At 55.6% G+C, this 26,841-nt stretch carries 24 protein-coding genes; 11 read left to right on the forward strand and 13 right to left on the reverse strand.

The annotated features are described in order from the left end of the window. Positions 1-8 precede the first annotated feature (8 nt). A complete protein-coding gene (locus VN12_RS19485) occupies positions 9-827 on the forward strand; it encodes a sulfite exporter TauE/SafE family protein (protein ID WP_240491199.1) in 819 nt (272 codons plus the stop codon). A gap of 31 nt (positions 828-858) precedes the next feature. Further along, entirely contained in the window at positions 859-2,061 is a 1,203-nt protein-coding gene (locus VN12_RS19490; RefSeq protein WP_146678379.1) for an FAD/NAD(P)-binding oxidoreductase, read from the forward strand. Positions 2,062-2,078: 17 nt separating this feature from the next. On the opposite strand, the gene VN12_RS19495 is transcribed toward VN12_RS19490, so the two are convergent. Together VN12_RS19495 and VN12_RS19500 are read right to left on the reverse strand one after the other, a co-directional pair. Then, positions 2,079-3,377, reverse strand: coding sequence for a beta-ketoacyl-[acyl-carrier-protein] synthase family protein (locus VN12_RS19495; RefSeq protein ID WP_146678380.1), 1,299 nt, complete (start codon positions 3,375-3,377; stop codon positions 2,079-2,081). An 8-nt stretch (positions 3,378-3,385) separates the two neighbouring features. Next, positions 3,386-4,360: a serine O-acetyltransferase gene (locus VN12_RS19500; protein ID WP_146678381.1), complete on the reverse strand. Its 975-nt coding sequence runs from the start codon at positions 4,358-4,360 to the stop codon at positions 3,386-3,388. On the opposite strand from VN12_RS19500, the gene VN12_RS25940 reads away from it, so the two are divergent. Beyond that, positions 4,359-4,499, forward strand: coding sequence for a hypothetical protein (locus VN12_RS25940; RefSeq protein WP_168164507.1), 141 nt, complete (start codon positions 4,359-4,361; stop codon positions 4,497-4,499). The two genes, VN12_RS19500 and VN12_RS25940, sit on opposite strands and share 2 nt — an antisense overlap. A gap of 25 nt (positions 4,500-4,524) precedes the next feature. On the opposite strand, the gene VN12_RS19505 is transcribed toward VN12_RS25940, so the two are convergent. After that, a complete protein-coding gene (locus tag VN12_RS19505) occupies positions 4,525-5,610 on the reverse strand; it encodes an ADP-ribosylglycohydrolase family protein (RefSeq protein WP_146678382.1) in 1,086 nt (361 codons plus the stop codon). A 289-nt stretch (positions 5,611-5,899) separates the two neighbouring features. On the opposite strand from VN12_RS19505, the gene VN12_RS19510 reads away from it, so the two are divergent. After that, a complete protein-coding gene (locus VN12_RS19510) occupies positions 5,900-6,595 on the forward strand; it encodes an intradiol ring-cleavage dioxygenase (protein WP_168164508.1) in 696 nt (231 codons plus the stop codon). A gap of 100 nt (positions 6,596-6,695) precedes the next feature. Here VN12_RS19510 and VN12_RS19515 read toward each other — a convergent pair whose 3' ends face one another. From VN12_RS19515 to VN12_RS19530, 4 genes are all read right to left on the reverse strand, one after another. Continuing rightward, the gene (locus VN12_RS19515) at positions 6,696-8,036 is read right to left on the reverse strand and encodes a Gfo/Idh/MocA family protein (protein ID WP_240491200.1); all 1,341 of its coding nucleotides are present in this window, start codon (positions 8,034-8,036) and stop codon (positions 6,696-6,698) included. Between the two features lie 122 nt (positions 8,037-8,158). Further along, positions 8,159-9,226 carry a formylglycine-generating enzyme family protein gene (locus VN12_RS19520; RefSeq protein WP_146678385.1) on the reverse strand — a complete coding sequence of 356 codons (1,068 nt, stop codon included), beginning with the start codon at positions 9,224-9,226 and terminating at the stop codon, positions 8,159-8,161. Positions 9,227-9,304: 78 nt separating this feature from the next. Continuing rightward, positions 9,305-10,627, reverse strand: a complete 1,323-nt coding sequence (locus VN12_RS19525; protein ID WP_240491201.1) for a DUF1080 domain-containing protein — start codon at positions 10,625-10,627, stop codon at positions 9,305-9,307. Positions 10,628-10,650: 23 nt separating this feature from the next. Beyond that, a complete protein-coding gene (locus tag VN12_RS19530; RefSeq protein ID WP_146678386.1) occupies positions 10,651-11,994 on the reverse strand; it encodes a radical SAM protein in 1,344 nt (447 codons plus the stop codon). A 235-nt stretch (positions 11,995-12,229) separates the two neighbouring features. Here VN12_RS19530 and VN12_RS19535 point away from each other — a divergent pair, with 235 nt between their 5' ends. Together VN12_RS19535 and VN12_RS19540 are read left to right on the forward strand one after the other, a co-directional pair. Then, positions 12,230-13,858, forward strand: coding sequence for a S10 family peptidase (locus VN12_RS19535; RefSeq protein WP_146678387.1), 1,629 nt, complete (start codon positions 12,230-12,232; stop codon positions 13,856-13,858). Between the two features lie 52 nt (positions 13,859-13,910). Then, the gene (locus tag VN12_RS19540; protein WP_168164509.1) at positions 13,911-15,896 is read left to right on the forward strand and encodes a serine hydrolase; all 1,986 of its coding nucleotides are present in this window, start codon (positions 13,911-13,913) and stop codon (positions 15,894-15,896) included. On the opposite strand, the gene xseB is transcribed toward VN12_RS19540, so the two are convergent. After that, positions 15,893-16,186, reverse strand: coding sequence for an exodeoxyribonuclease VII small subunit (gene xseB, locus VN12_RS19545; protein WP_146678389.1), 294 nt, complete (start codon positions 16,184-16,186; stop codon positions 15,893-15,895). The two genes, VN12_RS19540 and xseB, sit on opposite strands and share 4 nt — an antisense overlap. A gap of 166 nt (positions 16,187-16,352) precedes the next feature. Here xseB and VN12_RS19550 point away from each other — a divergent pair, with 166 nt between their 5' ends. Continuing rightward, on the forward strand, positions 16,353-17,732 hold the full coding sequence (locus VN12_RS19550; RefSeq protein ID WP_146678390.1) for a hypothetical protein: 1,380 nt from the start codon (positions 16,353-16,355) through the stop codon (positions 17,730-17,732). A 19-nt stretch (positions 17,733-17,751) separates the two neighbouring features. Here the strand turns inward: VN12_RS19550 and VN12_RS19555 are convergent, their stop codons facing one another. From VN12_RS19555 to VN12_RS19565, 3 genes are all read right to left on the reverse strand, one after another. Next, positions 17,752-19,554: a tetratricopeptide repeat protein gene (locus VN12_RS19555; protein ID WP_168164510.1), complete on the reverse strand. Its 1,803-nt coding sequence runs from the start codon at positions 19,552-19,554 to the stop codon at positions 17,752-17,754. A gap of 147 nt (positions 19,555-19,701) precedes the next feature. After that, the gene (locus VN12_RS19560) at positions 19,702-20,802 is read right to left on the reverse strand and encodes a DUF1559 domain-containing protein (RefSeq protein WP_146678392.1); all 1,101 of its coding nucleotides are present in this window, start codon (positions 20,800-20,802) and stop codon (positions 19,702-19,704) included. 320 nt (positions 20,803-21,122) lie between these two features. Continuing rightward, positions 21,123-21,551, reverse strand: coding sequence for a secondary thiamine-phosphate synthase enzyme YjbQ (locus VN12_RS19565; protein WP_146680001.1), 429 nt, complete (start codon positions 21,549-21,551; stop codon positions 21,123-21,125). A 126-nt stretch (positions 21,552-21,677) separates the two neighbouring features. Between VN12_RS19565 and mdh the strand changes: the two genes are divergently transcribed. From mdh to VN12_RS19585, 4 genes are all read left to right on the forward strand, one after another. Continuing rightward, the gene (gene mdh / locus VN12_RS19570; RefSeq protein WP_146678393.1) at positions 21,678-22,628 is read left to right on the forward strand and encodes a malate dehydrogenase; all 951 of its coding nucleotides are present in this window, start codon (positions 21,678-21,680) and stop codon (positions 22,626-22,628) included. A gap of 160 nt (positions 22,629-22,788) precedes the next feature. After that, a complete protein-coding gene (locus VN12_RS19575; RefSeq protein WP_168164511.1) occupies positions 22,789-23,601 on the forward strand; it encodes an alpha/beta hydrolase in 813 nt (270 codons plus the stop codon). Next, the gene (locus VN12_RS19580; protein ID WP_168164512.1) at positions 23,601-24,404 is read left to right on the forward strand and encodes an ABC transporter ATP-binding protein; all 804 of its coding nucleotides are present in this window, start codon (positions 23,601-23,603) and stop codon (positions 24,402-24,404) included. The genes VN12_RS19575 and VN12_RS19580 overlap by 1 nt, the downstream gene beginning before the upstream one ends. A 236-nt stretch (positions 24,405-24,640) precedes the next feature. Then, positions 24,641-25,672, forward strand: coding sequence for a WecB/TagA/CpsF family glycosyltransferase (locus tag VN12_RS19585; protein WP_168164513.1), 1,032 nt, complete (start codon positions 24,641-24,643; stop codon positions 25,670-25,672). A gap of 13 nt (positions 25,673-25,685) precedes the next feature. Here VN12_RS19585 and tadA read toward each other — a convergent pair whose 3' ends face one another. Beyond that, complete coding sequence (tadA, locus tag VN12_RS19590) at positions 25,686-26,129, reverse strand: tRNA adenosine(34) deaminase TadA (RefSeq protein WP_146680002.1); 444 nt, start codon at positions 26,127-26,129, stop codon at positions 25,686-25,688. 37 nt (positions 26,130-26,166) lie between these two features. Beyond that, entirely contained in the window at positions 26,167-26,841 is a 675-nt protein-coding gene (locus VN12_RS19595) for a hypothetical protein (protein WP_146678397.1), read from the reverse strand.

The following is a 26,841-nucleotide window of genomic DNA, read 5'->3' on the forward strand; positions in this document are numbered from 1 at the left end:
AAAACGAAATGATGATTGTCATCACGCTTTTAGCTGGATCCTTGGTCGGCTTCTCCTTGGGCCTGACCGGTGGCGGAGGGGCGATTTTCGCGGTCCCGCTCTTGGTGTATCTGATCGGTCTACCCACGAGAGAAGCCGTTGGCGTCTCGCTTCTTACCGTTGGCTCTACCTCGCTCGTCGGCTTTCTCTACCGAGCGAGAAAAGGGCAAGTCGAAATACTAACTGGTGTCGTATTCGCGCTGGCCGGCATGATCGGTGCACCGATTGGTTCAAAGATCGCAGATGCCGTTCCCGAGAACATTCTGATCGTTCTCTTTTCGATTTTGATGATCGCCATCGCTGGCCGAATGGCATGGAAGGCAAAGACACCGTCTTCTCAACTCCCCATTTTACCGCATCGCGATGACGATCCTGGACCGACCTGCAAACGAGATCCGGAGGGGAAGCTGCGAATGACCTCCCCGTGCGCCATTCTCTTAGCGGTAGTGGGTTTGGGTGCAGGAGTTCTAACCGGAATGTTTGGAGTCGGAGGCGGTTTCATCATCGTTCCGGCGTTGGTTACCTTTGCGGGTATGGGAATGCAAAGGGCGATCGGAACATCGCTGCTCGTGATCACCCTGGTCAGTCTTTCAGGAGTGGTTTCGCAAATCGCAGGAGGTCGGAATCTCTCCGTCGAAATCGCATCGCTCTTTACCTTGGGGAGCGTCTTGGGTCTGTTTGCAGGAACGGCTCTAGCGACGCGATTGGCTGGTCCCGTTTTGCAACGTCTCTTTGCAGCAGCAATCCTCGCCGTGGCCTGCCTGGTGCTTTACCAAGCTCTGAGCTGATGCGCTTACTCCATTCGTAGAAATTGAAACCATGAATCGTTTAGATCGCACCAATCACTTCCAAGTACTCATCTTGGGTGGCGGGACAGCCGGGATTACAGTAGCCGCCCAATTGCAGCGAAAGCGCCCCAAGGTGCAGATCGGAATTGTTGAGCCATCGACAAAGCATTATTACCAACCTCTATGGACCCTCTCCGGGGCCGGAGTCTTTCCTAAGGAGCAGAGCGAACGCGACGAATCAGCCTTTATCCCTCGGGACGCGACCTGGGTCCGCGAATCGGTCCAAGATATCCTGCCGGGTGAAAATGCCATCTTCACTCGTGAGGGGACACGTATCACCTACGATTTTCTCATCGTTGCCCTGGGGATCCAAATCGACTGGGACTTGATCCCTGGCCTGCGTCAAGGTCTCGGGAGTCAGCAGATTTGTAGCAATTACTCGTATCAACACGTCGATTACACTTGGGAGTGCATCAGGGGCTTTAGCGGTGGAAACGCACTTTTCACCATGCCAAACACCGCTGTGAAATGCGGAGGTGCTCCCCAAAAAATCATGTATCTCGCAGACGATGCCATGAGAAAACGCGGAGTAAGGGCCAAAGCCAATATCATCTACGCAACGGCCCAGCCATTTCTGTTCGCGATCGAAAAATACCGCACGACCCTTGAACAAGTCGTTGCACGCAAGAAGATCGACGTTCGATTGCGACACAATCTTCGCGCCATCGATCCAGAGAAAAAGACCGTGGAACTCGATCGAATCGATATCGGGGACACCGTTACTCTCCCCTTCGACCTGCTTCACGTTACCCCGCCGATGAGCTCACCCGACGTCATCAAAGCGAGCCCCTTAGCCAATGCGAGCGGTTGGGTGGAAGTCGATCCGTTTACGCTTCAGTCGCCGAAATTTCCGAATGTGTTCGGAGTAGGAGACTGCAGCGGACTCCCAACTTCTAAAACCGGGGCCGCCATTCGCAAGCAAGCCCCCGTGGTGGTCGCGAATTTGATCTCAGCCCTCGAGTCCAAGCCTCTGGAAGCAAAGTACGATGGATACACTTCATGCCCCATCGTTACAGGATACGGAAGACTCGTCTTGGCGGAATTCGACTATGAAGGAACACCGCGAGAGACCTTCCCCATTGACCAATCCAAAGAGCGACTATCGATGTATTTGTTAAAGGCTTATGCGCTTCCCAAACTTTTTTGGCATGGGATGCTTCGCGGATTGGCGTAGTCCGACCGGTCCGCCAACTATTTCGAGACGCTCACGAGAACTCCGGCACACCGTCCCGCTGGAGTATGGGATAGCTTCACAAAGGAATTGACCGTGCGCGATTTGGGCTTTCCGCGAATGACATCGATGGGGCAATTCGAATCGGTGCTGGTGTGATTGGTTGTCGGAGGAATGACTCCCTCTCCCATCCCTTTTAACGAAGAGATGCACTCAAGCAGCCCGGAGGCACTGATCGAGTCACCAAACGCTCCCTTGTAGGAAACAGCCGGCACACCCGGCAGGTGCGCTGCGATCCCCCGAGCCTCCGCTGCGTCGCCGATTTGGGTTCCGTTTGCCGATGCATTGATGTGGTCGATGTGCTCGGGACGCGCCCCAGAACTTTGAAGCAAAGCATGGAGGACAGCCATGGTAGCCCGCTCGACTCCCCCCCAACGGCCCGTCGGGGAGGGGCTAAACCTGCTTACCCCGGCTCGGATCGTTGCGAGGATGGGTGCATTGCGGGCGAGCGCGTGTCGACGTCGTTCAAGGACCATGCACGAGCTGGCTTCACCCGGGACCGTTCCGTCGCGAAGAGAATCAAAGGGTTTGCAAGCGGCTGCACCGTCAAGGTGCCTGCGTGAAAAGTCTTCTTCGTGGCGTTGAAGGAGACGAGAGGGATTGACGCGTGAAGCCGTCGAACCGACGAGCATCACATCCGCTTTATCTCGGCGAATCACGTTGATGGCTTCCAACATTGCCCCCAAACTGCTGGTCCCCTCGGTGGTCACGGTGTTGTTCGGACCGCGAGCGTCGAGCGCAATGCCGACATGGCAAGCCGCCATATTGGGCAAAGACTTCAGCATCCAAAGGGGATACATGTTTTCCATCGCTTCGACGGACCATCGTTCGTGAGGCATGACTCCCTCAATGGCACAGCGCCGAACGATCTCTTCGACGTCTTGAAGATCGCTCAAGATAATCTCGCCGGAGAACACGGTTCCGATGCGATCGGGTTCGACCGTACCAGACGAGATTCCCGCAGCATGGCAGGCTTGCATGGCAGAACCAAATGCAAGCTGGATCTCGCGACACATCACTTTGATCGCCTTGCGCGGTTGCACATGCTGCTTAGGATCGAACCCTTCGATGGTGGCCCCTAACCAAAACGATCCATCGACCCCCTGAATGGGCTCGACCACCCGAACGGCCGAGAGGCCTTGAGCAAGCTTCTCAAAGTGCTCAGTTATGTCATGCCCCAGCGGGGAAAAGACTCCCATTCCGGTGATAACAACATCATCGCCCGACTCGGCATCTTCTTGATAAACCAGACTCGACACAATAACTCCTAGATCTGGTAATTGAGCTCGGGCAAAACGTCCTCCGTGGTGCTGCGAATCCGAAGCTTAGGTTTTTCCAAAACCACTGTGGAATGGGGAGCGACACTGCTCGTGACCCAGACGCTCGATCCAATAACGCTATCATGGCCAACGGTTGTCCGACCTCCGAGGATCGTTGCATTGGCGTAAATGACGACACGATCTTCAATGGTGGGGTGCCGTTTCGCACCTCGGACGAGCTGGCCATCTGCATCGGTGACAAAACTCAACGCCCCTAGCGTCACGCCTTGATAGATCTTAACTCGATCTCCGATTTCACATGTTTCCCCGATGACCACGCCTGTTCCGTGATCGATGAAGAAATATTCGCCGATCTTCGCACCTGGATGGATGTCGATACCCGTTTGCTTGTGCGCCCATTCGGTCATCATTCTCGGGATGAACGGGACACCGAAGTGAACGAGTTCGTGCGCGATTCGGTAGATGGTGACTGCCTCCAAACCGGGGAAGCAGAAGATGATCTCGTCGCGATTGGTAACGCTCGGGTCCCCGTCGTACGCAGCTTCCACATCCTTGGCCAACATAGCTCGAAGAGCGGGAATGCGTTCCAGGAGTGCGATAGCAATGAGTTGTCCGCGAGCTTCGTAATCCTCTTTCGAGTCGCAGGGATTGGCGAGCTTCGATTTGCTCTCAACACGATCGGCATGGAGCAGGGCTCGAGCGATCTGCGTCGTGAGCCTGTCGTGCAACTTGTCGATCAAATCCCCCACGTGGTAACTCACGTTTCCAGCATGGAGCCCCTCTCGGCGGCGAAAGCCCGGGTAAAGAATGTCTTTGAGGTCCTCGAGGATCTCCAAGATGACTTCGTACTTGGGGAGAGGACAATGTCCCAAATGGTTGATTCGGTCGTGGGGCGTGTAGGTCCGGACAATCGCATCGGTCAGACGCGGCAATTGTTCTTTCAATCGAAAATCGGACGCCATGATGGGAATCGCTAAGGTTGGGAAACGAGAGCGTGGCGGAGGAGGACTCGATCGCCGTGCTCTGTTCATGTTCGGCACCGCGAAACAAGCGAAGTCAGTGTTTCCGTCAGAAGCCGAAGCGGCTGCCCATATTACCTAGCCATCCCATTTTAAGCAAACAGACTCTACCGGTAGGGGACGAGCCTCGAGGGGATGCGAATCGCAAGATGAATGAGTTTGAACAACGAAAAAGAGGCGTTTCGAAGCAGCTGTCCGAGGATGCGAGAGGGCTGAGAACGCGCTTTTTGAATATCCTCGACGCCGTGAGGCCAGTCTTTGACCCGATTGATCAGATCCTCCCGCCAGTGCCTGTCATGCGGGAACAAACTGATCCGTTTGAGCCATTCGGGCGGAATGCCTCGCTTTCCAAGGGTCGTGCCGCTCAGTGCTCCGACCAAGGCTGCGGCTGATGAGCATTCGCCTCCTAAGAGGACCGTTCGCTCGACGGCCAGTCGGAATCGATTCGGATGTCGCAGCCAAGCGTAAATCGCAATCAGCGCAATAGCGCGAAGGTCGCTCGGGATCCCTTCCCCCCAACCCATCCCCTTGGCGGCTCGGCCGACGCTCAACCCCTTTTTCCAAAATCCTCGCAACCGCTCAAGGCCTTGTCTTAGTTCATTGTCTTCGGTCATTCCCTCCAGCTTCGCAAAAGCATCGATGGGGGAAAGGGGAGTCTCGCCCGGGTCCATCATCTGTGCGAGCTGCGTTGCATGGGCAATGAGCAAGCAAGCTTCTTCAGCCCTGCTGTCGCGCAGGGAAATGCGAGTGCTTTGTTCAATCCAAGGAAGAGCATGCTGAGAACCTTGGATCAACAGGCTGATCGAAACACTCCGAATCAGAGGATCGCCCGCCAATCCCTTCGGCATAGCGAGTCTATCGGTCAAAGCAAGAGCGGGACGCAGCGATCTCCCGAGCGTTCGAATGGGAAAGGAAATGCGATACCAACTCAATCGACGCTGCAGCTTGCGACCAAAGGCTCGGTAGTCTGCCCGGGATTCCAACATGGCTTGGATCGTCATCAACAAGCCATGTGTTCGCTCCGCTGGAACGCCAACACCAGGTTGAAACTGGAAACGGATTGGAGTTGCCCCGAAAATCTTGAGAGCTCGGCGGCGTGGCATTCGGTCACGGGGGATCGCCAACGCTTCACCTATTGCACATCCCAGAATCATCCCCTCGACCGACTTTTCACGGCGGCTTGAGCTAGCCACCCACCGCCAGGAAACAGAAGTCTCCTGGGGCGACGAAGGGGCTTGGGAAATGGATGGTTCGGTAGGGCGCACTTGCAAAATTCAATCCTGGCTAACCTTAAGGAAGCTTGTCCCAAACGGTCGATCGACTCAAAGTTAGAACACACTGAGTCAGGAGGAAAGCCTCGGAAGAACTTCCTCTATTAGTTCGACAATGTTTCTCGGACGATTCGTTACAATTAAAATAATCGACTGGGTCGAGCCCGTTCCCTACCCAGAATATCTTTCTTCTCCAATCAAGGGCAATCCGATGGCGAACTCCAGACGTCTTTTCCTCCGAGCAGCATCCGGTAGCGGATTGCTGGGAATCCTTTCTGCACGGAATGGTTGGGGACACGATCGTGTTTCGACACCTAGCCAAACGAAGGGTCCCTTCTACCCGATCCCCGAAATCGAAAAACAACCCTTTTTCGATTTCGACCTCACACGCCGGGATGACAAGTCTCCGGTAGCCGATGGCGAGATCATCGCAATCGGCGGAAAAGTTGTCAGCCACTCCGAACGCCCTCTCTCGAAAACCATCGTCGAGGTGTGGCAAGCGTGCAAGACGGGACGCTACAACCACCCACAGGATAGCAACGATCGCCCGATGGACCCTAACTTCCAGTACTGGGGAAGATTGGTGACCGGGGACGACGGGGCCTTTCGATTCAAAACCATTCTACCGGGCAAATATCCAGGCAGAACCCCGCATATTCACTTCCGAGTCGTTTCTCCCGATCGCCCGGAACTGATCACCCAACTCTACTTTGGGCAATTCGAGGAATGGAATCGCAAAGACGGGATCTACATGTCGCTCAACGTCGCACAACGGGATGCCGTCACGGCACACCTTGAGAAAAAGCCGGTCGACCCAACTAAAAAAGAGGGCGAGCAACTACTCACCGGAGACTTTACGATCGTTCTCGGGCCTCTGAGCGATTCCAAATCGACCCAACCCATGTGATGATTTCGCACTCTGCGGAATCCACTTCGCATCATCGCAAAACAATCGAGCGTGCCGCTCCGGCACGCTCGATTGTTTTTTGAAACGACCCCAAGAGTGTCTAGCTTTGATACTCTTGATCCGTGACGATCCCAGGCTGCGGAACGGGGTATAAGCCGTTCGCGAGTGGCTGCAAGGGAGCTGGGCTATCGAACGTCAGTTTCTCGATTCCCGGTGCAAACTCGTGCTTGCAATTGAGCATATCGTCGTACGTGATCTCTTGCCCGGTGTGAGCTGCCATACGTCCCATGCTGGTGACCACCGACGCTTGAACACCGCGCTCGACTTCGTTGTACGGTTCGTTGTCGCGAATGGCGGCGACCAAGTGGTCCCACTCCAGTTGGTATGGGCTCTTCTCGGGCTGAGGGAACTCCCAAACCAACTCGCTTCGTTTGCCAATATTCTGTCCGCTGTAAATGCGGCACTTGGCCGGGGTATGAGCTGCGGTGGAAATCACCGCGGAGCCTTTGGTCCCGTGCGCATAGCTGGCGAACTCATTCTTGCATCCAGGAATCGTCCGGCCGTTCAGAAGGAGTTTGGTGCCGTCCGCGAACGTGTACTCAACCGAATAGGTGTCAAAGTTTTGGTCGACGTCGTCGTTGCGATAATGACGACCACCCGAGGCTGCAGCTTTGACAGGCCAAGCATCCTTCATCCAGCAGCACTCGTCGATGTTGTGGATCAAGAAATCGCTGTAGGCTCCACCGCTGGCCCAGAGAAAGCCGTGAAAGCGATTGATCTGGTAAAGCAACTCGCTCATCCCTTCCGGCTTCTTCGTCGTCGCTGCCGAACCCGTGGGTCCTGCCATTCGGTAGGCCCGCATCATGAGGATATCACCGATTTGGCCGTCCTGAATCCGCCTGTAGAGCTCGCGCCGTGCGTCGCAATGACGGCACATCAGACCGATCCCCACCTTGAGGTTCTTCTCAATGGACTTCTTGGCGAGTTCAAGCATCTTCACACTGGAAGGACCGTCGACCGTGACGGGTTTCTCCATGAAGACATTGACCCCCTTCGAAATTGCATACTCAAACTGCACCCAACGAAAAGCCGGTGGGGTTGCCATGATGGCGATATCACCCGGGCGAAGGCAATCGATCGCTTTCTTGTAGCCTTCGAAGTCAATGAACTTCTGATCGTCCGGCACCTTCACTTTGTCTTGGAATTGCTTGTTCAAACTCTCATAACATTGCTTCAGCTTGTAGTCGAAGACATCCGCCATCGCGACCAACTCGATCGGTCCATTGTCGACCGACAACGCATTCGCTGCGGCGCCCGATCCTCGGCCTCCACACCCGATCAATGCAACGCGGATGGTGTTGTCTTCGCCAGCATGCACGCTACGAGCGAAACTCGACGCGGCCACGCTCGTTGTCGCGGCCACCGCTGTCGAGGTCTTCATAAATGTCCTGCGAGTCGAATTGGGAGAATCAGGGGAGAGGGTCATCGGTGCACCGGATTGTTTAAAAGTGAGGTGGGTTATTGGGAAGGTACGAGAGTGGGTAGGTGGAAATGAGGTGACTTCTACCGCTCGAGCGGCACAGGTCTTTCTTTTAGGATCGGTTCGGAATACTCCCACAACTTTTCCTTTTCTTCAGCGGTCGGCTCTTCCAGTGGACGGACCACTCGAAACCCGACATGGAGCGCGTCGGTGAGATACCAAATACTCACAGGAACCTGGGGGTCCTGGGCAATCCAATCCTCGGTCGATCCCTCTTTGGCTGCGCTGCGGCAATCGGCGGCCGATTTGTCCCATCCCCCACCACGGACGACGCGGGGATACAAAACCATCGGGACCAGCAAAGGATTCTTCTTACGTAGTTTGTCCAGTAAAAAGCCCTCGGGTTGGTGCTCGTCGAGCACCCACTCCGCGACATTGCCGTGCATGTCGTACAATCCCCAGGGATTGGGCTTCTTTCGACCGACTTTCTGGTACTTTTCTTCCGAGTTGTCTTCGAACCAAGCGTACTCCTCCAGCAATGCGGGATCGTCGCCAAACGAATAAGCAGATGTCGTTCCTGCTCGGCACGCGTACTCCCACTCCGCTTCGGTCGGGAGACGGTAATAGCGACCTGTCTTCGCCGTAAGCCATTTGCAAAAAGTTCTCGCGGCATGCTGTGTCATGCAAATCGCCGGGTACCCTTTGAGACCCATGCCAAACGACATGTCGCAATACGGTTTGGTGGGCTGGCTCTTTTGATAGGTATCCGCCAGCTTGTCGCGCGTCGTTTCTTGGAGTTGATTCACTTCGCGGGCAAAAACGTCCAAGTCCGACATCCAGACGTCGTACACATCCCAAGTGATTTCGTATTTGCCCATCCAAAATGGAGAGATTTCTACCTCGTGAACCGGACCTTCGTCCGCGCGGCGGCCAGGCTCCGTTTCGGGGCTCCCCATTTGGAATTTGCCCCCTGGAATAGGGAGCAATTCGAGCGACGCATTGGTGTGCTCAATCAACTCCTTATACGGCTTCATGCTCGCCGCATCGGTCGCTTGCGCATCCTTCACCGGCAGAACCTTGCCCGGTTCCTCCGCCCATGCGATGGCCGTCAACAAAACTCCGAACGACCCAACCCAGAAAAGCTTCTTCATTCCTTCAACTCATCGATAGTGAAATCGTTGCACCGAAGCAGGCTATCCCACTCCGGTGCAACGCCATGTCCAGAAAGACTACTTCAAGGGGAGGATTTCCACATTCTTGAATTGAACTTCATCCGAGTGCCCCGCGAATCCAACGTGACCACTGGTGCGGTCCTTGCCTGGGTGAGGGGTGTTGGCCATGAACTCGGAGACTTGGCTCAAATCCGTGTCCAAGATCGTCGTGCCGTTCAACTCGACCGTCACCTTGGATCCCGCGACGCGAACCGTTTGGTGGTTCCACTGGCCGGTAGGTCGCAAGTAACCGCGTTTTGCCGCGACCATTCCATAGGCGCTTCCGTGGGCTTGGCGAGGATCGATTGACTTGTAGTTGGCGTGGCCATCATCGAGAACTTGCAATTCACACATGCCGATGTACGCGCCGTCCGCGTTGTTCTTGTACTTTTCAGCGCGCTCTTCCTTGGTCGGGTATCGCATGGCCAAACCGTTGTTTCCGGCGGGTGGCAGTTTGAAATCGACTCGGAAGACGTAATCGCTGTAGACCTTCTCCGAATGGAGCACACCACCTTTGCCCTTCAAGCATTGGATCGCCCCATCGACGACCGTGTAATTGTCCTTCGCACCGGCCCATCCGGTAAGATCCTTGCCGTTGAACAAGCTCTCGAACTTGGCATTCTCCATCGCAGCCACTTCGTCCTGAACCAGAAGCTTGTTAGCCGCATCGGCGTCGTGAGTGGTGAGCTTCAGATTTCGGAAGCGAATCTCCGCGCCGTGGGTCTGAAGCTGAATCGGTCCCGACTTGGGCAAAGGCTCTCCCTTGGCAAAGTAGTTATGGAGCCGAGCATGTTGGACTACGGTCTGATCGTTTAACCACACCGTGCATCGTTCACCGATGAGACGAATCTTCATCTTGTTCCACTGACCAGCAGGCTTGTCAGCGCGAACGACGGGATCTTTGCCAGGCCATCCCGCAGGGTTATTCCACAATCCTCCGCTTCCTTTTTCGGCACCATGCACCTTGCTGGCTTCCGAGGTGGGGTCCCAAATCTGAACTTGAGGAATCCCCCTCAAGTAAATGCCGGAATCGCAGTTGGCGACAATCTTGTACTCGAATTCGAAGTCGAAGTCTGCGTAGTCGTCGTTGGTCGTGAGGTATGCACCCTTTCCATCATTGACGATTTCGTTCCCATCGATTTTCCAGTGGGTATCGATCTCCTTGTTCCACTTCATCTTCTCCGCGTCGGGCTTGGTGGCGTATACCTTCGGATCGATCGTCGACCGGCCATGCCAATTGCTGAAGTCCTTTCCGTTGAAGAGCTGGACGTCTTCAGCCCAAGCCATCGAAGAGGAAAGCATTGCTGCGCCGGCAATCAGCGCACCCATTTTGCGGGCCATTCGATTTCTAAATCGTCTCATCATTATTCGTGGGTAGGGGTTGGGGTGGGGTGAGAAAGGGAATAATCGGCAGGCGCACTGGACGACAAGCGCGTTTCGCTCGAACAACTCGAGCTGGAGGCGGGATCGCATCCGCACGAGTCGGGATCGACCCAATCGGACGGATGGAAGTTCTTGGAGTACACTCCATAATCGTGAAAGGCGAACCATTTTGCCAGTCGATAAGCCCAGGATCGCTCAGGAATTTCCATTCCCGGAACGTATTGGCTCCGCCTAGGAGTGATTTTAGCAATTTCCTCGAGCGCTGTTTGCCTTTGCGTGGTGTCTTTTGCGCCATGTTTTTCCACGAGGGACAAAAGCAAGTCCGGGCGTTCCAAAACCACGCAACCTCGCGTGTTCTGGGCCACCGTCTCCCGGAAATCCCTCAAAAACTCGCTCTTCTGGAAGACCTCTCGCAGCGGCCGCTCATCGTGGATCGACTCGGTCGCCAACTGGATGATCGGGCATGGCTCAATCGAACCGCTCGGTCCGATATGGTGTGTGAACCCCGTCACGGCCGGGCAAAGCGCTCGCCCTTCTCCATCGTGATACGCATCGATGACGATGATCGGCTTGCGAACGCGTGTCGAAACCACAAACTCACGAACCCGTCGCAGCCCTTCTGTGTCGAGCGCTAGTTCGGGAGAACTCTCCGGCCCCACCACGCGATAGACGTGAAACCAACAGTACATCACTCCCATTTCAATCAAACGATCGACCCATCGATCGTTCAGCAAATCATCGATGTTGGTTTTGCACACACTGGTGCACACACCTGTCATAACTTTGTTGTTCAAGCAATTCTGCAGGCCCTCCATCGTCTTGCTATAAACCCCCGACCTGCCTCGGCGCTGATCGCTGACAATCTCCGACCCTTCCACGGAAATCAAGGGAGTGACATTGCCTAGCTCCCGAAGCCGCTTGGCGACCTCATCGGTGATGAAGTGGCCGTTGGTGAAGACTTGGAAATACGCGTCGGGATGGGCCGCAAAAATATCGAGCAGTTCTTTGTGGAGAAAAGGCTCTCCTCCGAGAATCCCGAAGAAGGCATTCCCCATCGCCTTGGCTTCGTTCAAGGTCCGGTTCATGGCGTCCAATTCAATCTTCGTCTGCTTTCCCGCCACATCGACCCAACAACCTTGGCAACGAAGATTGCAGGTGTTGATGATGGACAAATACAGAAACGGTGGAAAAAACTCACCCCGTTTCAGTCGCCGTTTGTGCTTCACTACACTCCACAAACCGCGCCAGCCAGCAAGATAAGCAAGCTTCCAAAGGAGTCGCTTGTCGGTTTCAAGCAGCATTCTCTTGGCGAGTCGAAGATACATGGGTCAGCCAAAGCGAGGGAAATCGAACAGGGCACGCAACGAAAAAGCCGCGGGCAACCCCGACAGTTTAACAGGAATCCCTCTCACTGAAAAACAAGTTTGCTCGCCCCAGACCGCTTCTCGATCGATCGCATCGGACTACCATGTTGGAGTGGGATCGCTCCCGCCATCTCCTCTCGTTTGACTCGGCCCCCTCGCCGACCTTCGTGTTTTGCCTTTCTGGATAGGTTTCTCTATGTCTCGCTTCGGCACTCTATTCTCCCCTTGGGGACTCTTCGCCCTCCTTCTCCTTCTCAATACCGTCCTCGCACCAACCCAAGCGACCGCGCAAGGCTCCGGCCAAGAAAAAGACACGAAAGAGGATGCGAGAGCGGCAGAAGACTCCTCCGAGTCCAAAGACGATGCCAAGGAAAAGGAAAAGAAAGATTCCGGCGACAAGACGGTTGTCACGGAAGGGCAAGTCGAAATCGATGGAAAAGTAGTTCCCTATCAAGCCATCACCGGCAAATTGGTCTTGAAAGAGGATGGGAAGAAAAACAAGGCGGAGATGTTCTTCGTCGCCTACACGCGCACCGACATTCCGCACAAGGAAAAACGCCCTGTCACCTTCTGCTTCAACGGCGGCCCCGGAAGCAGCAGCGTGTGGCTTCACCTGGGGATGCTGGGGCCTAAACGGATCGTCTTTCCCGACGACGCGACTCCGATCCGTCCTCCCTATGGCCTGGTATCGAACACCTACAGCCTTCTCGACACAACGGACTTGGTGTTCATCGATCCGGTCAGCACGGGTTACTCGCGTCCCGCCGATGGCGAATCCAAAGAGCAATTCCATGGTTACGAAGAAGACCTTCGCAGCGTCGGGCAATTCATCTACGACTGGACCTCGAAATACGAACGATGGCTCAGCCCCAAGTATCTACTGGGTGAAAGCTATGGCGGTATCCGAGCCGCTGGATTGGCTGGCTATCTGCAGGACCGCTATTACATGGAACTTAACGGGATCGTGATCGTTTCAGGGGTGATCAATTTCCAAACGCTCCGATTTGGCGGGAGCAACGATCTCCCCTACATCGCCTTCCTGCCCTCCTATGCGGCGACCGCGTGGTACCACAAACGACTCGCTCCGGAATTGCAATCTCAACCGGTCGGCGACGTGGTCGCTCAAGCTGAGAAGTTCGCATCGGGGCCCTATGCGAGCGCCCTGCTGAATGGCACCCGATTAAGCGAAGAGGAAATCGAATCGATCGCCCAGCAAACCTCTCGTTTAACCGGTCTTGCACCGAAGTTCATCCAGCGATCCAACCTTCGAATTGACATGGACCGATTCGCCAAGGAACTGCTTCGCGAGGAAGGACGAACGGTCGGGAGATTCGATAGTCGCTACAAAGGGATCGATCGCGACAACGCAGGGGAGTCCTACGAATACGATGCGAGCGGTGCCGCGATCTTCGGTCCTTTTACCGCGACTTTTAACGATTATGTTCGCACAGAACTACGCTATACCGAAGATCGCGTCTACGAGATCTTGACCGGGAACGTCCAACCCTGGAGCTATCGCCGATTCGAAGGCCGATACGTGGACGGTACCGATACGCTCCGAAAGGCCATGACCTCCAACCCGTACTTGAAACTCTTCTTGGCCTGCGGCTACACGGATCTCGCGACACCCCACTTTGCCATGATGAACACCGTCGATCACTTGATGCTCGATCGATCCCTGCGTCCTAATATTTCGGCCAAGTTCTACGAGGGAGGACACATGATGTATATTTACGAACCCTCTCTACAAAAACTTCGTCGCGATCTGCTCGAGTTCTATCAAGGCAATCAGCCGATCAATCAAGACAATCAACCGATCAAATAGTGTACTGCGTGTTGGGAATTTACTCGCAAGGGTTATAAGGATGCTGCATTCGATGTTTCATCTCCGAATGAACTGGATAGCTATTTGTATCGCGATCGCTTGGGTGCATCCTAGCGCCATAAGCTATGCGCAGCTCGCATCCCAATTCGACCCGCTGATTCGCAATCACCAGGGAGAAGTTGCCGTCGCGATCAAAAACCTGGATACCGGCGAGCTCTACCAACATAACGAAACGACTGTCATGCCCACGGCGAGCTTGATCAAGTTTCCTGTACTGGTGGAGTTATACCGCCAAGTCGATGCAGGTAATCTGCGATTGGATCGTTTGGTCACCCTCCAAGATTCCGACAAGGTTCCCGGTTCTGGCATCTTGACCGATCATTTTCAATCGGGCTCTCAAATCCCGCTGGAAACGATCGCGCGCCTCATGATCCGCTATTCCGATAATACCGCGACCAACTTGGTCCTCGATCAAATCGGAATGGAGAACACGTCAAAGACCATGCTCCAGTTGGGATTCCGCGAAACCCGCCTTCATTCCAAAGTCTTTCGTCGCGACACATCTGTCGCACCCGAGCGAAGCCAGAAGTACGGTCTCGGCAGTACCACCGCCGCCGAAATGCTCGGTTTGCTCGAGCTTCTGCATGCGAAAATGCTCGTCTCCGAAAAAGCGTCGGAGCAAATGCTCACCCATCTCGCCAGCTGCGAGGATGATTCGAAACTGGTTCGCGATTTGCCCAAAGCCGTAAAGTCCTTCCACAAAACCGGCTCCGTCAACGACGTCCGGACCGATGCAGGATTGTTTCAGACCCCGAAAGGAACCCTCGCGATTGTTGTTCTGACGGCCAAGAATCAGGACACTAGTTGGGGCAATGCAAACGCGGCCGAACTGCTCTGCGCGAAGATAGGCTCCACCGCGTATGAATGGTTCAATCCACCCGGGACCTCGACTGCGGTCAAACCTGAGGTCGTCAAGATCGGCGCGAGCGGCGACACCGTCAAAGCCTTGCAGCGCGCACTGAACGAGAAACTCAGCCCCTCCCCCGATCTGACGGTGGATGGCGATTTCGGCGGTATGACCGAATCCGCTGTCAAACGCTTTCAAACCGCCAACCAACTCCCCGAGACGGGACTGGTCGATGCCAATACTTGGGAGAAACTAGGACCGATCCAGATCGCATCTTCCGATCCGGAACCCGTTCGGCCCTTGCCGGAGAAACGGGCGGCGGACACGCTCGACGGAGCTCCTTTCGTATCGTGCAAAGCGTGGGTCGCTGTCGATACGAAAACAGGGAAGATCATCGACGGAAGCCAGCATGATACCCCCTTGGACTTCGCCAGCACGACCAAGATGATGACCGCGTGGCTCATCGCCAAAGAGGCAGAAAAGAACCCCGCGATCTTGGACGAAGTGATGACCTATTCGGAACGAGCCGATGGAACCATAGGCTCGACCTCCGATGTGCGATCTGGGGAATCCCTGAAGGTACGCGAAGCCCTGTACGGCCTGATGCTTCCCTCGGGCAACGATGCATCGGTTGCGTTTGCGGAGCATTTTGGCGAGCGTCTCAAACCTGCAGATTGGGACGAGTCTCGCGACCCGCTCGACATGTTTGTCGCCGCGATGAACCACGAAGCGCAAACCCTCGGGATGAAGAAGACCACTTTCAAAAACCCACACGGCTTGACACACCCGGACCACAAGAGCACCTGTGCGGAACTGGCTACGCTCGCCAGCAAAGTGATTGCGTCGGATATTCTCAGCGGAATCATCTCGTGCCGCGAGTATCGCTGCACCCTATCGAGCACCGTAGGCTACCAGCGCGAAGTCCTATGGAGAAACACCAACCAACTCCTCGACATCGACGGGTATCTCGGGGTGAAGACCGGAACGACCGACGCTGCCGGGGCATGCTTGGTTTCATGCAGCGAGCGAGAGGGCGAACGCATTCTCATCGTCGTGCTGGGTGCGTCGGGATCGGCAGCACGGTATGCCGATTCGCGGAATCTACATCGATGGGCTTGGAAAAACCGCTAGGTAGGCTTGCGCCTCTTCGATTTTGGCTCCTCGGTATCTTCAGGATCCTCCCAAGCTTCGGTGACAGCGGTGCCGCTCCGCGCGACACTCTTGAGCTGCTCGATTTTCTTTTTGGTGGAATGGAGTTTCGATTGGCAGTGGGCGATGAGAGTCGCCGCTTTGGCATATTCCGCGAGCGATTGCTCCAAGCCTAGCGAATTTCCTTCCAGCTTTCGTACCGACTGCTCCAACGAGGCAATCGCATCTTCAAAGCTCAGTTCGGACAAATCTTGTGCACTGGATGGGCTCATGGGTTAATCAGTTCCAATCGCGCGGTCGGAATAATCGGTAAAGCTTGCCACGGATTCTCGGTCCCACTTCACCAACTCGCGATGAATTGGCTTGCATCGCTCAGAAGTAACCTATCGTTCCCATAGGAAAATTCTAGACCCGCTGGATTCCTTTTGAATTGATAACATGTCAAGCAGTCGGCGTAGATCCCAAAAGCTTCAAAGAAAACTCAAACCGGTAATGCCGGTTCGTGGCGAAGCTGTGCGGACTTTGACCAGCTACGAAAATCCGGTCATCGATTCGCCAGCCCCTGACTCGCCCATTCCAGATCCCCCTGCCCCCATCGAACCGACTGTTTTCCAGTTGGAGCAGTCCGTGGAACGAATCCAGGCCCTGGCAGACGCGATCTCGGTCCATTCCGAAGAGGCCCCTGGGCCCGAAGAGGCCACCGAGCTCGAAGAGACCGATGCTCCCCCAGAGGCCGAAGTGGTTATCTCCGATCTTCTCATTCTTCGCATCGATGAGAAGCTAGCCGAAATCGTTCGCAAGGCCGGCGAACTAGAACGCGAACGCATCGACATCGAGCGTATGCAAAAACAATTGCAGCATGCGATCGACACGGCCGAGGCAAAGCTCGCGCAATCGCCTGCACTCCATCGCGAGGTGGAATTCGAGTCGATGGACCAATTGATCCAATCGCTGAAGCTCGAAAACGCGAGACTGAACAATCTGCTGGCCAACGCCCGCACCGAATACCAAGCATTGCTCGACTTTATTGAGAAAGACGATATCGCCGAGCTCACCAACTCCATTCGCAATGATGCGATGGAGCGGGAGCGCGAGCTGCGTTTGGAAGTGGACAGATTGCAGGAGCAAGTCGCTTTGCTGCAGAACGAAGTCGGTCCCAGCATCGGGAGCGATTACGAAAGTGAACTGCAGGAGCAGTTGGCGGAAGTACGAAGCCAGTTGATCGAAGCTCGTCACGAAAGCGTCGAGTTGCGACTTCAGTGCAACGACTTGAGCACCCGACTCGCTCAATTCCAATCGCCAAAAAGTCTCTCGACAGAGGCTTGGAGCTGGGAAGAGAGAAAACAGGCTTGGTTGCGCCAATTGGAAGAGGAGTCGAACGAAGGCACTGCGGATGCAAAGAAAACGCTGGAAATCCAAGAAATCCTGGAACGTACCACCCATGAAGTCGAGCGACGAGACCGTGAAATCGCCGACCTGAAAAGTCTGCTAGAACAGCAAGCGGTTGCGTCGAATGGAATGGCGGTCGGAGCGGCTGCTGTTGCCCAGATCATCGAAGCCGATGAGCTGATCGTCGAAGAACGACAGCGGCTCAAACAACTCCAGGAAGAGTGGGAGCAGAAGCAGCGTCAAGGAGAAATCGAAATGTCGCTCGAGCGCGCAAAACTGGCGCGCGAACGACTGGAGCTGCAGGAGAAACTGCGAAGCCTGGAAGCCATGCAGCCCATGCAAAGCACTCCAGAAAACGGGGAAGAGTCCATTCCAAATCGGCGTCCCCGAGGCAACTGGCTCTCTCGATTAGGTCTCCGCGACGAATAAACAGGCCGATGGCTCCAGCCTACTGAAGCGGCTTCTCTCGCTCTGCGGAAGAATCCGCCGCGGGATCGGCTGACGGAGTTGTTGGCTGTGGCGTTGGCGGATCCGAATTCGGCGAGGTGTTCGGTGCAGCGTCTTGTTTCACCGCCTCTGCATTGGCCGCTTGCGCTTTGGCCATCTGTTCCTGCATCGCTTTGATTCGATTCTCAACTTGAACGCGAATCTCCTTTTGCTTTTGCGCCTCCTCGGCACGATTCTCTTTCTCGTAGATCGCAATGAGTTTATCGCGAGTCTGCATTCTTTCCGGTCCCCGTTCCAACGCTTTGATGTACGCCTCGATTGCCGCCGCGGCGTTTCCGGATGCTGCCGCAACGTCTCCTTGCGTATCGAGAAACTCGGCGACGTCGGGCGACAAAGCGATGGCGCGATCGATGGTCTCCTTCGCCTTATCCAAACGAGGGGGATCGACCTTGGTATAGAGCATCGCGAGATTGTTCAACGCGATCGTCATGGTGGGAAGGTCGGCCAAAACCAGTTCGTAATCGTTGATCGCAGCGGCGTAATCCCCTCGTCCAAAGGCGGATTCCGCGAGAAGCATTCGGACCGTCGTCGAAGCCCCCTGGCGGGCGATCAATTTGATGAGTTCGTCGCGATTGGCCTGCGTCGATGTTATCCCAAGTTGACTCAGGAGTGAAAGCTCCGATTGGATGGCAACATTGGTTGGGTCGGCGGCGATGGCAGCATTGAGCGTATCCATGGAGGCCTGCCCTCGTCCCTGCGCACTCGACATGCTCATACGGAATTTGATCCGATAGGTGTCGGAAAGTGTTCGCCGCAAATCCGGATGATCGGGAGCAAGTGTAAGACCTTTTTGAAGCACGGGTACGGTCTCGTCCACGCGATTGGTAATCTGGTAGGCGCGCGCGATCGTCAAGAAAGCCGCTATGCGATCCTCCTCGCTGATCCGCGGATCGCTGGTCCTGGCACTGAGTCGAGCGATGAGAGCATCGGCCGCGACGATGGCTTGATTCCCCAGCCCTCGTCGAGCGTAGAGGAGAATCGGTTCCAACTGCAGTTTGGGCTCCTGATCGCTCGCTCGACTTAGGACCCGCGCCGCACCATCGACATCCCCATCCTGTTCCAAAAGCTTCGCGTAGAGAACGTATAGAAGTGGATCGTATTGGATGCGTGGATTCTCGAGCGAGCACTTGAGATGGTGCTTGATCACCACCGGGTTGATCGCCTCCCCTTGCACCGATCTGCGGTACATGTCCTCGGCGAGCCAAGCATGAGCGAGATCGAGCCCCATCGCGTCGGCGGGGGCCAAACTCTCCATCATCGAGCGGGCAACTGCAACTTTTCCTTGGCGCAGGTTGTGAACGGCGACGAAGTAACGGGCTTCTTGATTGTCGTCCCCTAACTGCAAGATCCTTTTAAAAAGAAGGTCGATACGGGCCTCTTCCTCGGGAGTTCGTTCCTTTTGGAATTGATCGGTGTTCTCCGCGGGAGTGCCATCCAACTGAAGCCCCACCGCCTGGCTGGCCTGCTCGCGATACCACGCTTTGAGAGACTCCTTCGATCGCAATCGCCCCGCTAGGACGAAACCGCCGAGCGTCATGAGAAGAACGAGCGGGGGTATAATCGCGAGAATCGCCTTCCAGTTTCGCGTGGCATACCAAGCCCCCAGGAAATCCCATAGTTCGCTGATGAGTTCGGTCGGCCCTAAGGATGACAAATAGCGTAAGGTCCGAAATCGAACCGGACCGCCCGGAGGTGGAATATCGGACTCAGGCGTTTGGTCGGGGCGGATGCGGGGGTCGTTCACGTTTGGGATCCTTGGCGATGCGGTCCCTCCATTGTCGACACCAGGACTTGAATTGCAAACCGATTGCCCCAGAAAGAGACAGAGCCCAGCGGAATGCTGGGCTCTAACCATTAAAAAGGGGTTTCATTGCAACGTCTGTAGCGACTGTTACTCGTTCATGCTCGCGACCATTCCATCGCTGCGAACGCACAGGAAGTAGAGGACTCGCAGGTCGATGTTCGCGCTCAAGTACTGAGTCGATCCGTCTCCCAAACAGGCGTGGGCACCCCCGGTGTGGAAGGAATAGATCTCTCCTTGGTTGGTGCAATTCAAAGCGCAGCGAGGGGCCGTCAAGTTGCTCGCATTGAGATTCGAAGCGCGGCGAAATCCCGTTGTCGTATCGGTCCACAGATACGCACCGTCGACGGCGATATCGTTGCCCGAGTGCGCCCACGGTCCGTTCATATACGCCGTGGTGCCACCGGCGTACTCCTCCAGTTGTCGCGCCATTTCCCAACGAGCGGGGCGGGCCGCGGCCTCCGCGATCATAATCGTGTTGCTCAATCCGTCCGATACCGAACCGAATCGCGAAAATCGATTGGCAGCCAAGATCCCCAAGACTCCATCGGCTCCGGGGAAGGCGGGATTGCTTCCCGTCACATTGTTCCAAACCGTCGCGTTATTGGACGCGCGGGTGACCGCCATGTAGTCGGCCGTCGCGGGACGCCAATCCACGCTTCCTGCGAACGTCGTTCGATCCCCGGAACCAAGCCGCGCTGTGTCGACAAACCGATCGGATCGTGGATTGGACGGGCAGATGTACACGGGAATCACGCTGGAGGCAGCCGGTCGGTTGACGGGATCAAACCAGTCCAGACGTACGTCATAACCCGTGCCCTGATTCAGCACATTCTGCTGCTCCAGGTACGGAAGGATGGAACCCATGAAACACCCCTTGGCATAGTGGGCCCCGCTCAAGCCGGTGGTACCAGCCTTGATGAATTGACTGAGCTCCGTGACCGGAGAGGTGAAGGTCTGCGTGTTGGTGTATTGAACGCTCGACGGGGGGAGCTTGCGATTGGCAGACTCGAAATTGTGAATGGCCAGCCCAAGCTGGCGAATGTTATTGGAGCAAGCCATTCGGCGAGCCGCCTCCCGGGCTGCTTGCACGGCCGGGAGCAACAACCCAACCAAAATACCGATGATCGCAATAACCACCAACAACTCCACCAGCGTAAAACCGCGGCGTGGTCGACGAAAGAAAGGCATAACTACTCCGATATAAAAATCGAAATTCGGAAAGAAGATAGCGGCCGCCGTGCCAAGAAAGGAACCGTGCCCTGGAGAAGAAGGGAACGGAATCTCTGTAGAGTAGCGGGCTTCGGAAAGTCTTCAACAGACCTTCACCCAAGATTCACGCTTCACACCACTCGCTTAAGAGGTTTCTCCCCAGATCGGGCGAGCGGAGGTGGAAAACACCTCCATCATCCGGCCGCCAAGCGAACTATGCGACCGTAAGTTGCCGGCTGAACGGACTGTTCTGGGATCGCAAATTTTTTTCGATAGGCACCGGTTTTTTTACCGCCGCCCTAGGCTCGCTCGATTCCCATCAACGTTAAGACGATCGACCGCGGAGTTGCCTGATTGCGATGCTCGCAAAGGTAGATGCCTTGCCACGTCCCCAAGGCGAGGCGGCCAGCGGTGACGGGAATCTGCAAACTGCAGCCTATCAAAGTCGACTTCACATGAGCGGGCATGTCATCGGGCCCCTCCATGGTGTGAATGTAGTTCAAGGATTCGGGGGCCACGTGATCCAGGGCCAATTCCATATCGACTCGAACATCCGGATCCGCGTTTTCATTGATACTCAAGCTGGCAGATGTGTGCTGAAGAAAGCAATGTAGCGTTCCGACCTGGATTTTCCTTAACTCGGGAAGGGACTCCAGGATTTTTTCCGTGATGAGATGGCAGCCTCTGCGCACCGCCGGAAACTGGATTCGGGTTTGATAGAACTGCATGGGGAAGCGGTTTGCCGATCTCTCGGGATATTCAATGCCTCTTGACGGTCGCTCCCACAGCGACATACTTCGTCGATCCAAATCGACCTCCATTGTCATAGACAACTCACTACAGGGCAATATCTTATGCGACGCGCGAAAATTACGATCATTGGGGCTGGTAATGTCGGTGCAACCTGTGCTCATTGGTGCGCGGCCAACGAACTGGGCGATGTTGTTTTGCTCGATGTCCCTCAAACGGAGAACATGCCCAAAGGGAAGGCGCTGGACCTCTTTCAAGCCTCCCCGATCATGGGGTTTGACAGTCGCCTAGTCGGGACTACCGACTACGCCGAGACCGCAAACAGCGATGTAGTCGTCATCACCGCGGGGATTGCGAGAAAGCCCGGTATGAGCCGCGACGATCTGCTCAGCACCAATGCGAAGATCGTTACGAATGTGGCCGAGCAAGTCAAAGCGACGAGCCCGAACGCCGTGGTTATCGTCGTCAGCAATCCCCTCGATGCGATGGTCCAGCGCGCTTACCAAGTTCTTGGATTCCCTTCGCACCGCGTCATCGGCCAAGCAGGCGTACTCGACACCGCTCGCTTCCGCGCCTTCCTCGCGATGGAACTCAACGTGAGCGTCGAAGACATTTCGGCCATGCTGATGGGCGGACACGGCGATACGATGGTTCCCATCGCGAGTTGCACCAGCGTGGGGGGGATCCCAGTCACCCAACTCATCACCCCCGAACGACTTGAACAAATCGTGCAGCGAACGCGCGATGGCGGGGCCGAGATTGTCTCCCTCCTCAAAACAGGATCGGCCTACTACGCGCCCGCCGCAGCAACCGCCCAAATGGTGGAAGCCGTGGTCCGTGACAAGAAGCGATTGGTTCCGTGCGCGGCTCTCTGCAACGCCGAATATGGCGTTGGCGGTTACTACGTAGGCGTGCCCGTTGTGATCGGCAGCGGCGGTGTCGAGAAGATCGTGGAGCTTCAACTCACCGACTCCGAAAAAGCAGCGTTCCAAAAGAGCGTCGATGCGGTCAAGTCCCTCGTGGCGACCATGGGTCAATTGCTCGCTTCGGCGTAGCTTCTTCTGTTCAAATGCAAGCATTCGGTCGGACGGAGCGCCGACCGAATTTCTTCCTGCATACGCCATTGACGGCACGGGATTTCCTCCTCTAAAACCTTCACCATCCCAGCCGCGACCCCACGCGACTCCACGAATAGGCACTCACAGGAACCTTTCGATGAATCGACTTCCTACTCTGCTGGCTCCGTCCGTTTCCTACTCCGACCGAAAGCCAGCCGTAGGATTACCGATCGATGATTTCGAAGCCTCTCTGCCCATCGAGGTTGCCCACCAAATCTTCTTGCCCCAAAGCTTCACACCCACCTACGACTACCCGTTGGTCGTCTGGCTTCATAGTGACGACAGCAGTGAGATGGAATTGACTCCGGTCATGGAGTCCCTGAGCGATCAGAACTACATCGGTGTCGCTCCCCGAGCAAATATTCGGAGCCATGCGAAGCGTCGCGTTTTTCGCTGGGGCGATACCCGCGCTGACTATGCGTACGCGGAAGACATCGTTTGGGAGTGCATTGCAGCTGCCCTGGAAACCCTGCCCGTCCATCCTGGTCGAATCTTTCTCGCTGGCTTTGGCCGAGGCGGGACCCTCGCACAATGGATTGGATTGCAGTACGCCGAACGGATCGCAGGTGTGGTGTCGTTAAGCGGCCCCGCGCCAGTCTTGGGTGGTTCGCTTTCCAACTGGAAAGACGCGCGAGACCTACCTTTCTTATTCGCGCAACGCAAGGGCTCCAACCTTTGCTCGGAACAATGCTTGAACCAGGCGATGCGTCTAGCTCACCGCGCCGCATTGAACTACACATTCTGGCAACTTCAAAGTGAACTGGATTCCTTTGACGAATCGGACGAACTCTCGACCGCGATGCTTCTCGCTGCGAATCGTTTCATGATGAGTATCGTCACCGGTTCGCCTTGCAACCTGGCCCCAGAACCATCCCGCGATCAATGGGTCGGGCCCTTCGGAATCAACTGATGCCCGAGCCTCTTGCTGAGCTCTCCGATGTGGCGGTCGAACGAAATGGTGTCCGTTTGCTTGGAATTCCGTTTCTCCGCATCGAATCGGGAAAACATTGTGTTGTTTTCGGCCCCAATGGATCGGGCAAATCAACCCTCCTGAAACTGCTGATGCGGTTCCATTACCCATCGGTCCTGGAACAATCGACCGGGACGGTGAAGCTTTTCGGCCAAGAAGATTGGAATGTTTGGGAGCTCCGGAAAAAACTGGGATTCGTTTCGTCGGAAATCGATTTTCATTTCACCTCAGGCCGAAGCGGCCGACTGACGCCTCTCCAAGCAGTTCTCACGGGATTCGATTCCTCGGAATTGGAGACGACCGAACAGCAAAACACACCCGAGCGGATCGAAGCAGCCCAACGCTGGCTCCGCTTTTTTGAATTGGACCCCAGCAGCGTCAAACATGTTGCTTGGCTTTCCACGGGTGAACGACGTCGCGTGATGCTCGCTCGCGCCATGGTGCTGAACCCCCAAGCTCTCCTGCTCGATGAACCAACCGCTGGACTCGACTTGCTATCCCGAAGTCGCTTGCTGACTCGATTGTCCGCCATGGCCGAGCAGGGAATTCAACTACTGCTAGTGACACACCATCTCGAAGAAGTCATCCCACAACTCGAACGTGTCGTCATGCTGAAATGCGGCGCGATCTTTTCCGATATGCCGAAGCGTGAATCCTTTCGAAGCGAGCATCTCTCAAAACTATTTGATGCACCTGTGTTGGCAGAGGAGCATGCGACGGGTTGGCATGCTCGATTGGGCTGACCCAGGCTCCGATCTTCTTTGAAATCGCCAGCGGGCTTTGCCTCGCGAGCACCCTCGGCCGCGCATATGGATTAATCGGTTCAACCGTCCCATCTGCGCGGACTGCTAAGGGACGCATACCAAGTCGATTTGCGTCCAGCGATGGCATGACCTACGGTTCAGCGCCAGCTTCGTCGACCTGCCAGAGATTCGTCCGAAGGTGGCTTGAGCCCCAATCTTCCCGCGAGGATGCCATCATGTCGAACCAGTCCAACGAATCGCTCCCCTACTCTCACATACCCACCTCGGTCTTCCTGCCGCGCGTTCCCAGAAAGCCTCCGACCTCTAGCAGCGCCGACCTAGCGATCGCACCATTCCGTACCCCGGAACAATCCATTGACGGCAACGAGATAGAGAGGAAGCTCGAGTCGCGCCTACTGGAAATTGAAAGATCGCGACATGAGTTCCTTCAGACAGAAACGCAACGTCCCGAGCCCCTACACTCTCCGTTGCCTCCTCTACCCGAAACGAGAGTCTGGGGAGTTCGATTCCATGCGATCACCATGGAAGAAACGCTCGACCGCCTGGAAGCCATCGTCGCCGCCGGCAAGCCTAGTGTCGCGATTACCGCAAACTTGAACTATGCCATGCTTTGCGACAAACACCCAAGATTGCGGGCTTTCACCGAGCGCGCGGCACTGGTCCTTTGCGATGGAAAACCGGTTCAGTGGAGAAGCCGCTTGGAACGAGTCCAGCTTCCGGAACGGGTTACCGGAGCCGATTTGATCTACCGTATCGCAGAACGAAGCGCGAGGACCAAGCTTCGCATTTTTCTCTATGGGGCTGCAGAAGGAATCGCGGAGAAGGCCGCGCGCGTTCTCACCGAAAAGTACCCGGGTTGCTGCATTGCCGGAGTTCTCTGCCCGCCCTTCCGAACGTTAAGCGAGAAAGAAAAGCAGGACCAGATTCAAAGCATTCGCGACTCCAAGCCGGATGTTCTCCTCATTGCGCTCGGGCAGCCCAAAGGGGAATTCTGGATCGAAGACAACTTGGAGGCTTTGCAAGTCCCGCTCGCTATCCAAGTCGGAGCATCCTTTGACTTCGTGGCAGGGAAAGCCAAGCGAGCACCCCGCCTACTCCAAACCGTTGGAGCGGAGTGGCTCTATCGAACCTTTACCGATCCACGGCGTCTCGCACCTCGCTATGCGCAAAACGCCTGGTTCTTGGGCAAATCGCTGCACCGCGACTTGGTCCGATGGTTTGATGCCGCGTTCAGCACAACGGCGTAGCTCCCGACGGAAACTACTTCTTTCCAAGCCTTCGTTTGGATTCGAAGAACTCGGTCAACAATCGACCGCACTCCTCTGCCAAAATACCGCCATAGACGTCGCAACGGTGGTTGAGGCGGCTGTCGGTCAGCAAGTGATAAAGAGAGTCGACGGCCCCTGCTTTGGGGTCGAAGGCTCCGTAGAAGACACGAGGAATACGGGCCTGTAGGATCGCGCCCGCGCACATCGGACATGGCTCCAACGTGACGTAGAGTTCGCACTCCTCGAGCCGCCACGAATGCAACTGCGCAGCGGCTTGCGTGATAGCGATCATCTCGGCATGGGCGGTGGGATCGGCCAGCTGTTCACGCTGGTTGTAGGCAGCGGCAATAATGGAGTGCCGATGCACGATGATGGCGCCGACCGGCACTTCGTCTTCGAGGGACGCCTGCTGTGCTAGTTCGATGGCCCGTCGCATGAAATGCTCGGCACCAAAAGGAAGCGGCTCAGGTGGTTCACTTCTCTGCAAGTCCACTTTCAATCACCTCGAGGAAGACTTGCGAAACGCTCTTTGTGAACTCTTCTTTTGGAATTTGGAATCGATCGCACATCGTGGATATTCGGCTCATGAACTCCCGAAGACTTGACTCATCGATGTCGTCCCTCGGCTTGAGCCGCCCTGATGGATGTTCCTTCACACAGACGTTTTGAGTTCCAAATTCCATATCCTGCATGTTCAATCGCCCCGTGGCCGCGCAGTGGAGCCAGCGATCGCAGGTGAGTGCGAATTCAGCCTTTTCTTCCGCCGAAAGTTCGGAGCGTTGCGCGATCAAATTCAATTGCTCCACGGCACCCCATTGAAGGATAGTGCTCTCGGTGAGACGGATCCCCAGTCGCGTGAGCTGACGGCCAGTGAGTTCTTCTCGCTCCATCTGGCCGGCAACGTCATCCAGTTTGGAAATGATCGACTGCCGATCCCCTTGGCTCAGAAGGGATTGTTCCACCCAAGGTATCAATTGCTCGCGAACCGAGCGGGCAGCCGCCTTTCCTTGATTCCCCATCAACATGATCGACATGTAGACGAAGAATATGCTCACGCCGACCAACAAGAAAATCCCGAGGACCACGCAGGCTGGTCCGAGAGATACATCTTTGGTTCCCTCTTCCGAAGGCATGGATGCTTTGGCCAT

It is taken from the genome of Pirellula sp. SH-Sr6A, assembly GCF_001610875.1.
Lineage (GTDB): Bacteria > Planctomycetota > Planctomycetia > Pirellulales > Pirellulaceae > JBKCUI01.

Coding starts and splice junctions, on each gene's coding strand:
- VN12_RS19580 (WP_168164512.1), top strand. CDS start 23,601: ATGCCCGAGCCTCTTGCTGAGCTCTCCGATGTGGCGGTCGAACGAAAT.
- VN12_RS19525 (WP_240491201.1), bottom strand. CDS start 10,627: ATGGCCCGCAAAATGGGTGCGCTGATTGCCGGCGCAGCAATGCTTTCC.
- VN12_RS19515 (WP_240491200.1), bottom strand. CDS start 8,036: ATGAAGACCTCGACAGCGGTGGCCGCGACAACGAGCGTGGCCGCGTCG.
- VN12_RS19520 (WP_146678385.1), bottom strand. CDS start 9,226: ATGAAGAAGCTTTTCTGGGTTGGGTCGTTCGGAGTTTTGTTGACGGCC.
- VN12_RS19560 (WP_146678392.1), bottom strand. CDS start 20,802: ATGCCTTTCTTTCGTCGACCACGCCGCGGTTTTACGCTGGTGGAGTTG.
- VN12_RS19585 (WP_168164513.1), top strand. CDS start 24,641: ATGTCGAACCAGTCCAACGAATCGCTCCCCTACTCTCACATACCCACC.
- tadA (WP_146680002.1), bottom strand. CDS start 26,129: ATGCGACGGGCCATCGAACTAGCACAGCAGGCGTCCCTCGAAGACGAA.
- VN12_RS19550 (WP_146678390.1), top strand. CDS start 16,353: ATGTCAAGCAGTCGGCGTAGATCCCAAAAGCTTCAAAGAAAACTCAAA.
- VN12_RS19510 (WP_168164508.1), top strand. CDS start 5,900: ATGGCGAACTCCAGACGTCTTTTCCTCCGAGCAGCATCCGGTAGCGGA.
- VN12_RS19490 (WP_146678379.1), top strand. CDS start 859: ATGAATCGTTTAGATCGCACCAATCACTTCCAAGTACTCATCTTGGGT.
- VN12_RS19595 (WP_146678397.1), bottom strand. CDS start 26,841: ATGGCCAAAGCATCCATGCCTTCGGAAGAGGGAACCAAAGATGTATCT.
- mdh (WP_146678393.1), top strand. CDS start 21,678: ATGCGACGCGCGAAAATTACGATCATTGGGGCTGGTAATGTCGGTGCA.
- xseB (WP_146678389.1), bottom strand. CDS start 16,186: ATGAGCCCATCCAGTGCACAAGATTTGTCCGAACTGAGCTTTGAAGAT.
- VN12_RS19500 (WP_146678381.1), bottom strand. CDS start 4,360: ATGGCGTCCGATTTTCGATTGAAAGAACAATTGCCGCGTCTGACCGAT.
- VN12_RS19530 (WP_146678386.1), bottom strand. CDS start 11,994: ATGTATCTTCGACTCGCCAAGAGAATGCTGCTTGAAACCGACAAGCGA.
- VN12_RS19540 (WP_168164509.1), top strand. CDS start 13,911: ATGTTTCATCTCCGAATGAACTGGATAGCTATTTGTATCGCGATCGCT.
- VN12_RS19535 (WP_146678387.1), top strand. CDS start 12,230: ATGTCTCGCTTCGGCACTCTATTCTCCCCTTGGGGACTCTTCGCCCTC.
- VN12_RS19485 (WP_240491199.1), top strand. CDS start 9: ATGATGATTGTCATCACGCTTTTAGCTGGATCCTTGGTCGGCTTCTCC.
- VN12_RS25940 (WP_168164507.1), top strand. CDS start 4,359: ATGATGGGAATCGCTAAGGTTGGGAAACGAGAGCGTGGCGGAGGAGGA.
- VN12_RS19565 (WP_146680001.1), bottom strand. CDS start 21,551: ATGCAGTTCTATCAAACCCGAATCCAGTTTCCGGCGGTGCGCAGAGGC.
- VN12_RS19575 (WP_168164511.1), top strand. CDS start 22,789: ATGAATCGACTTCCTACTCTGCTGGCTCCGTCCGTTTCCTACTCCGAC.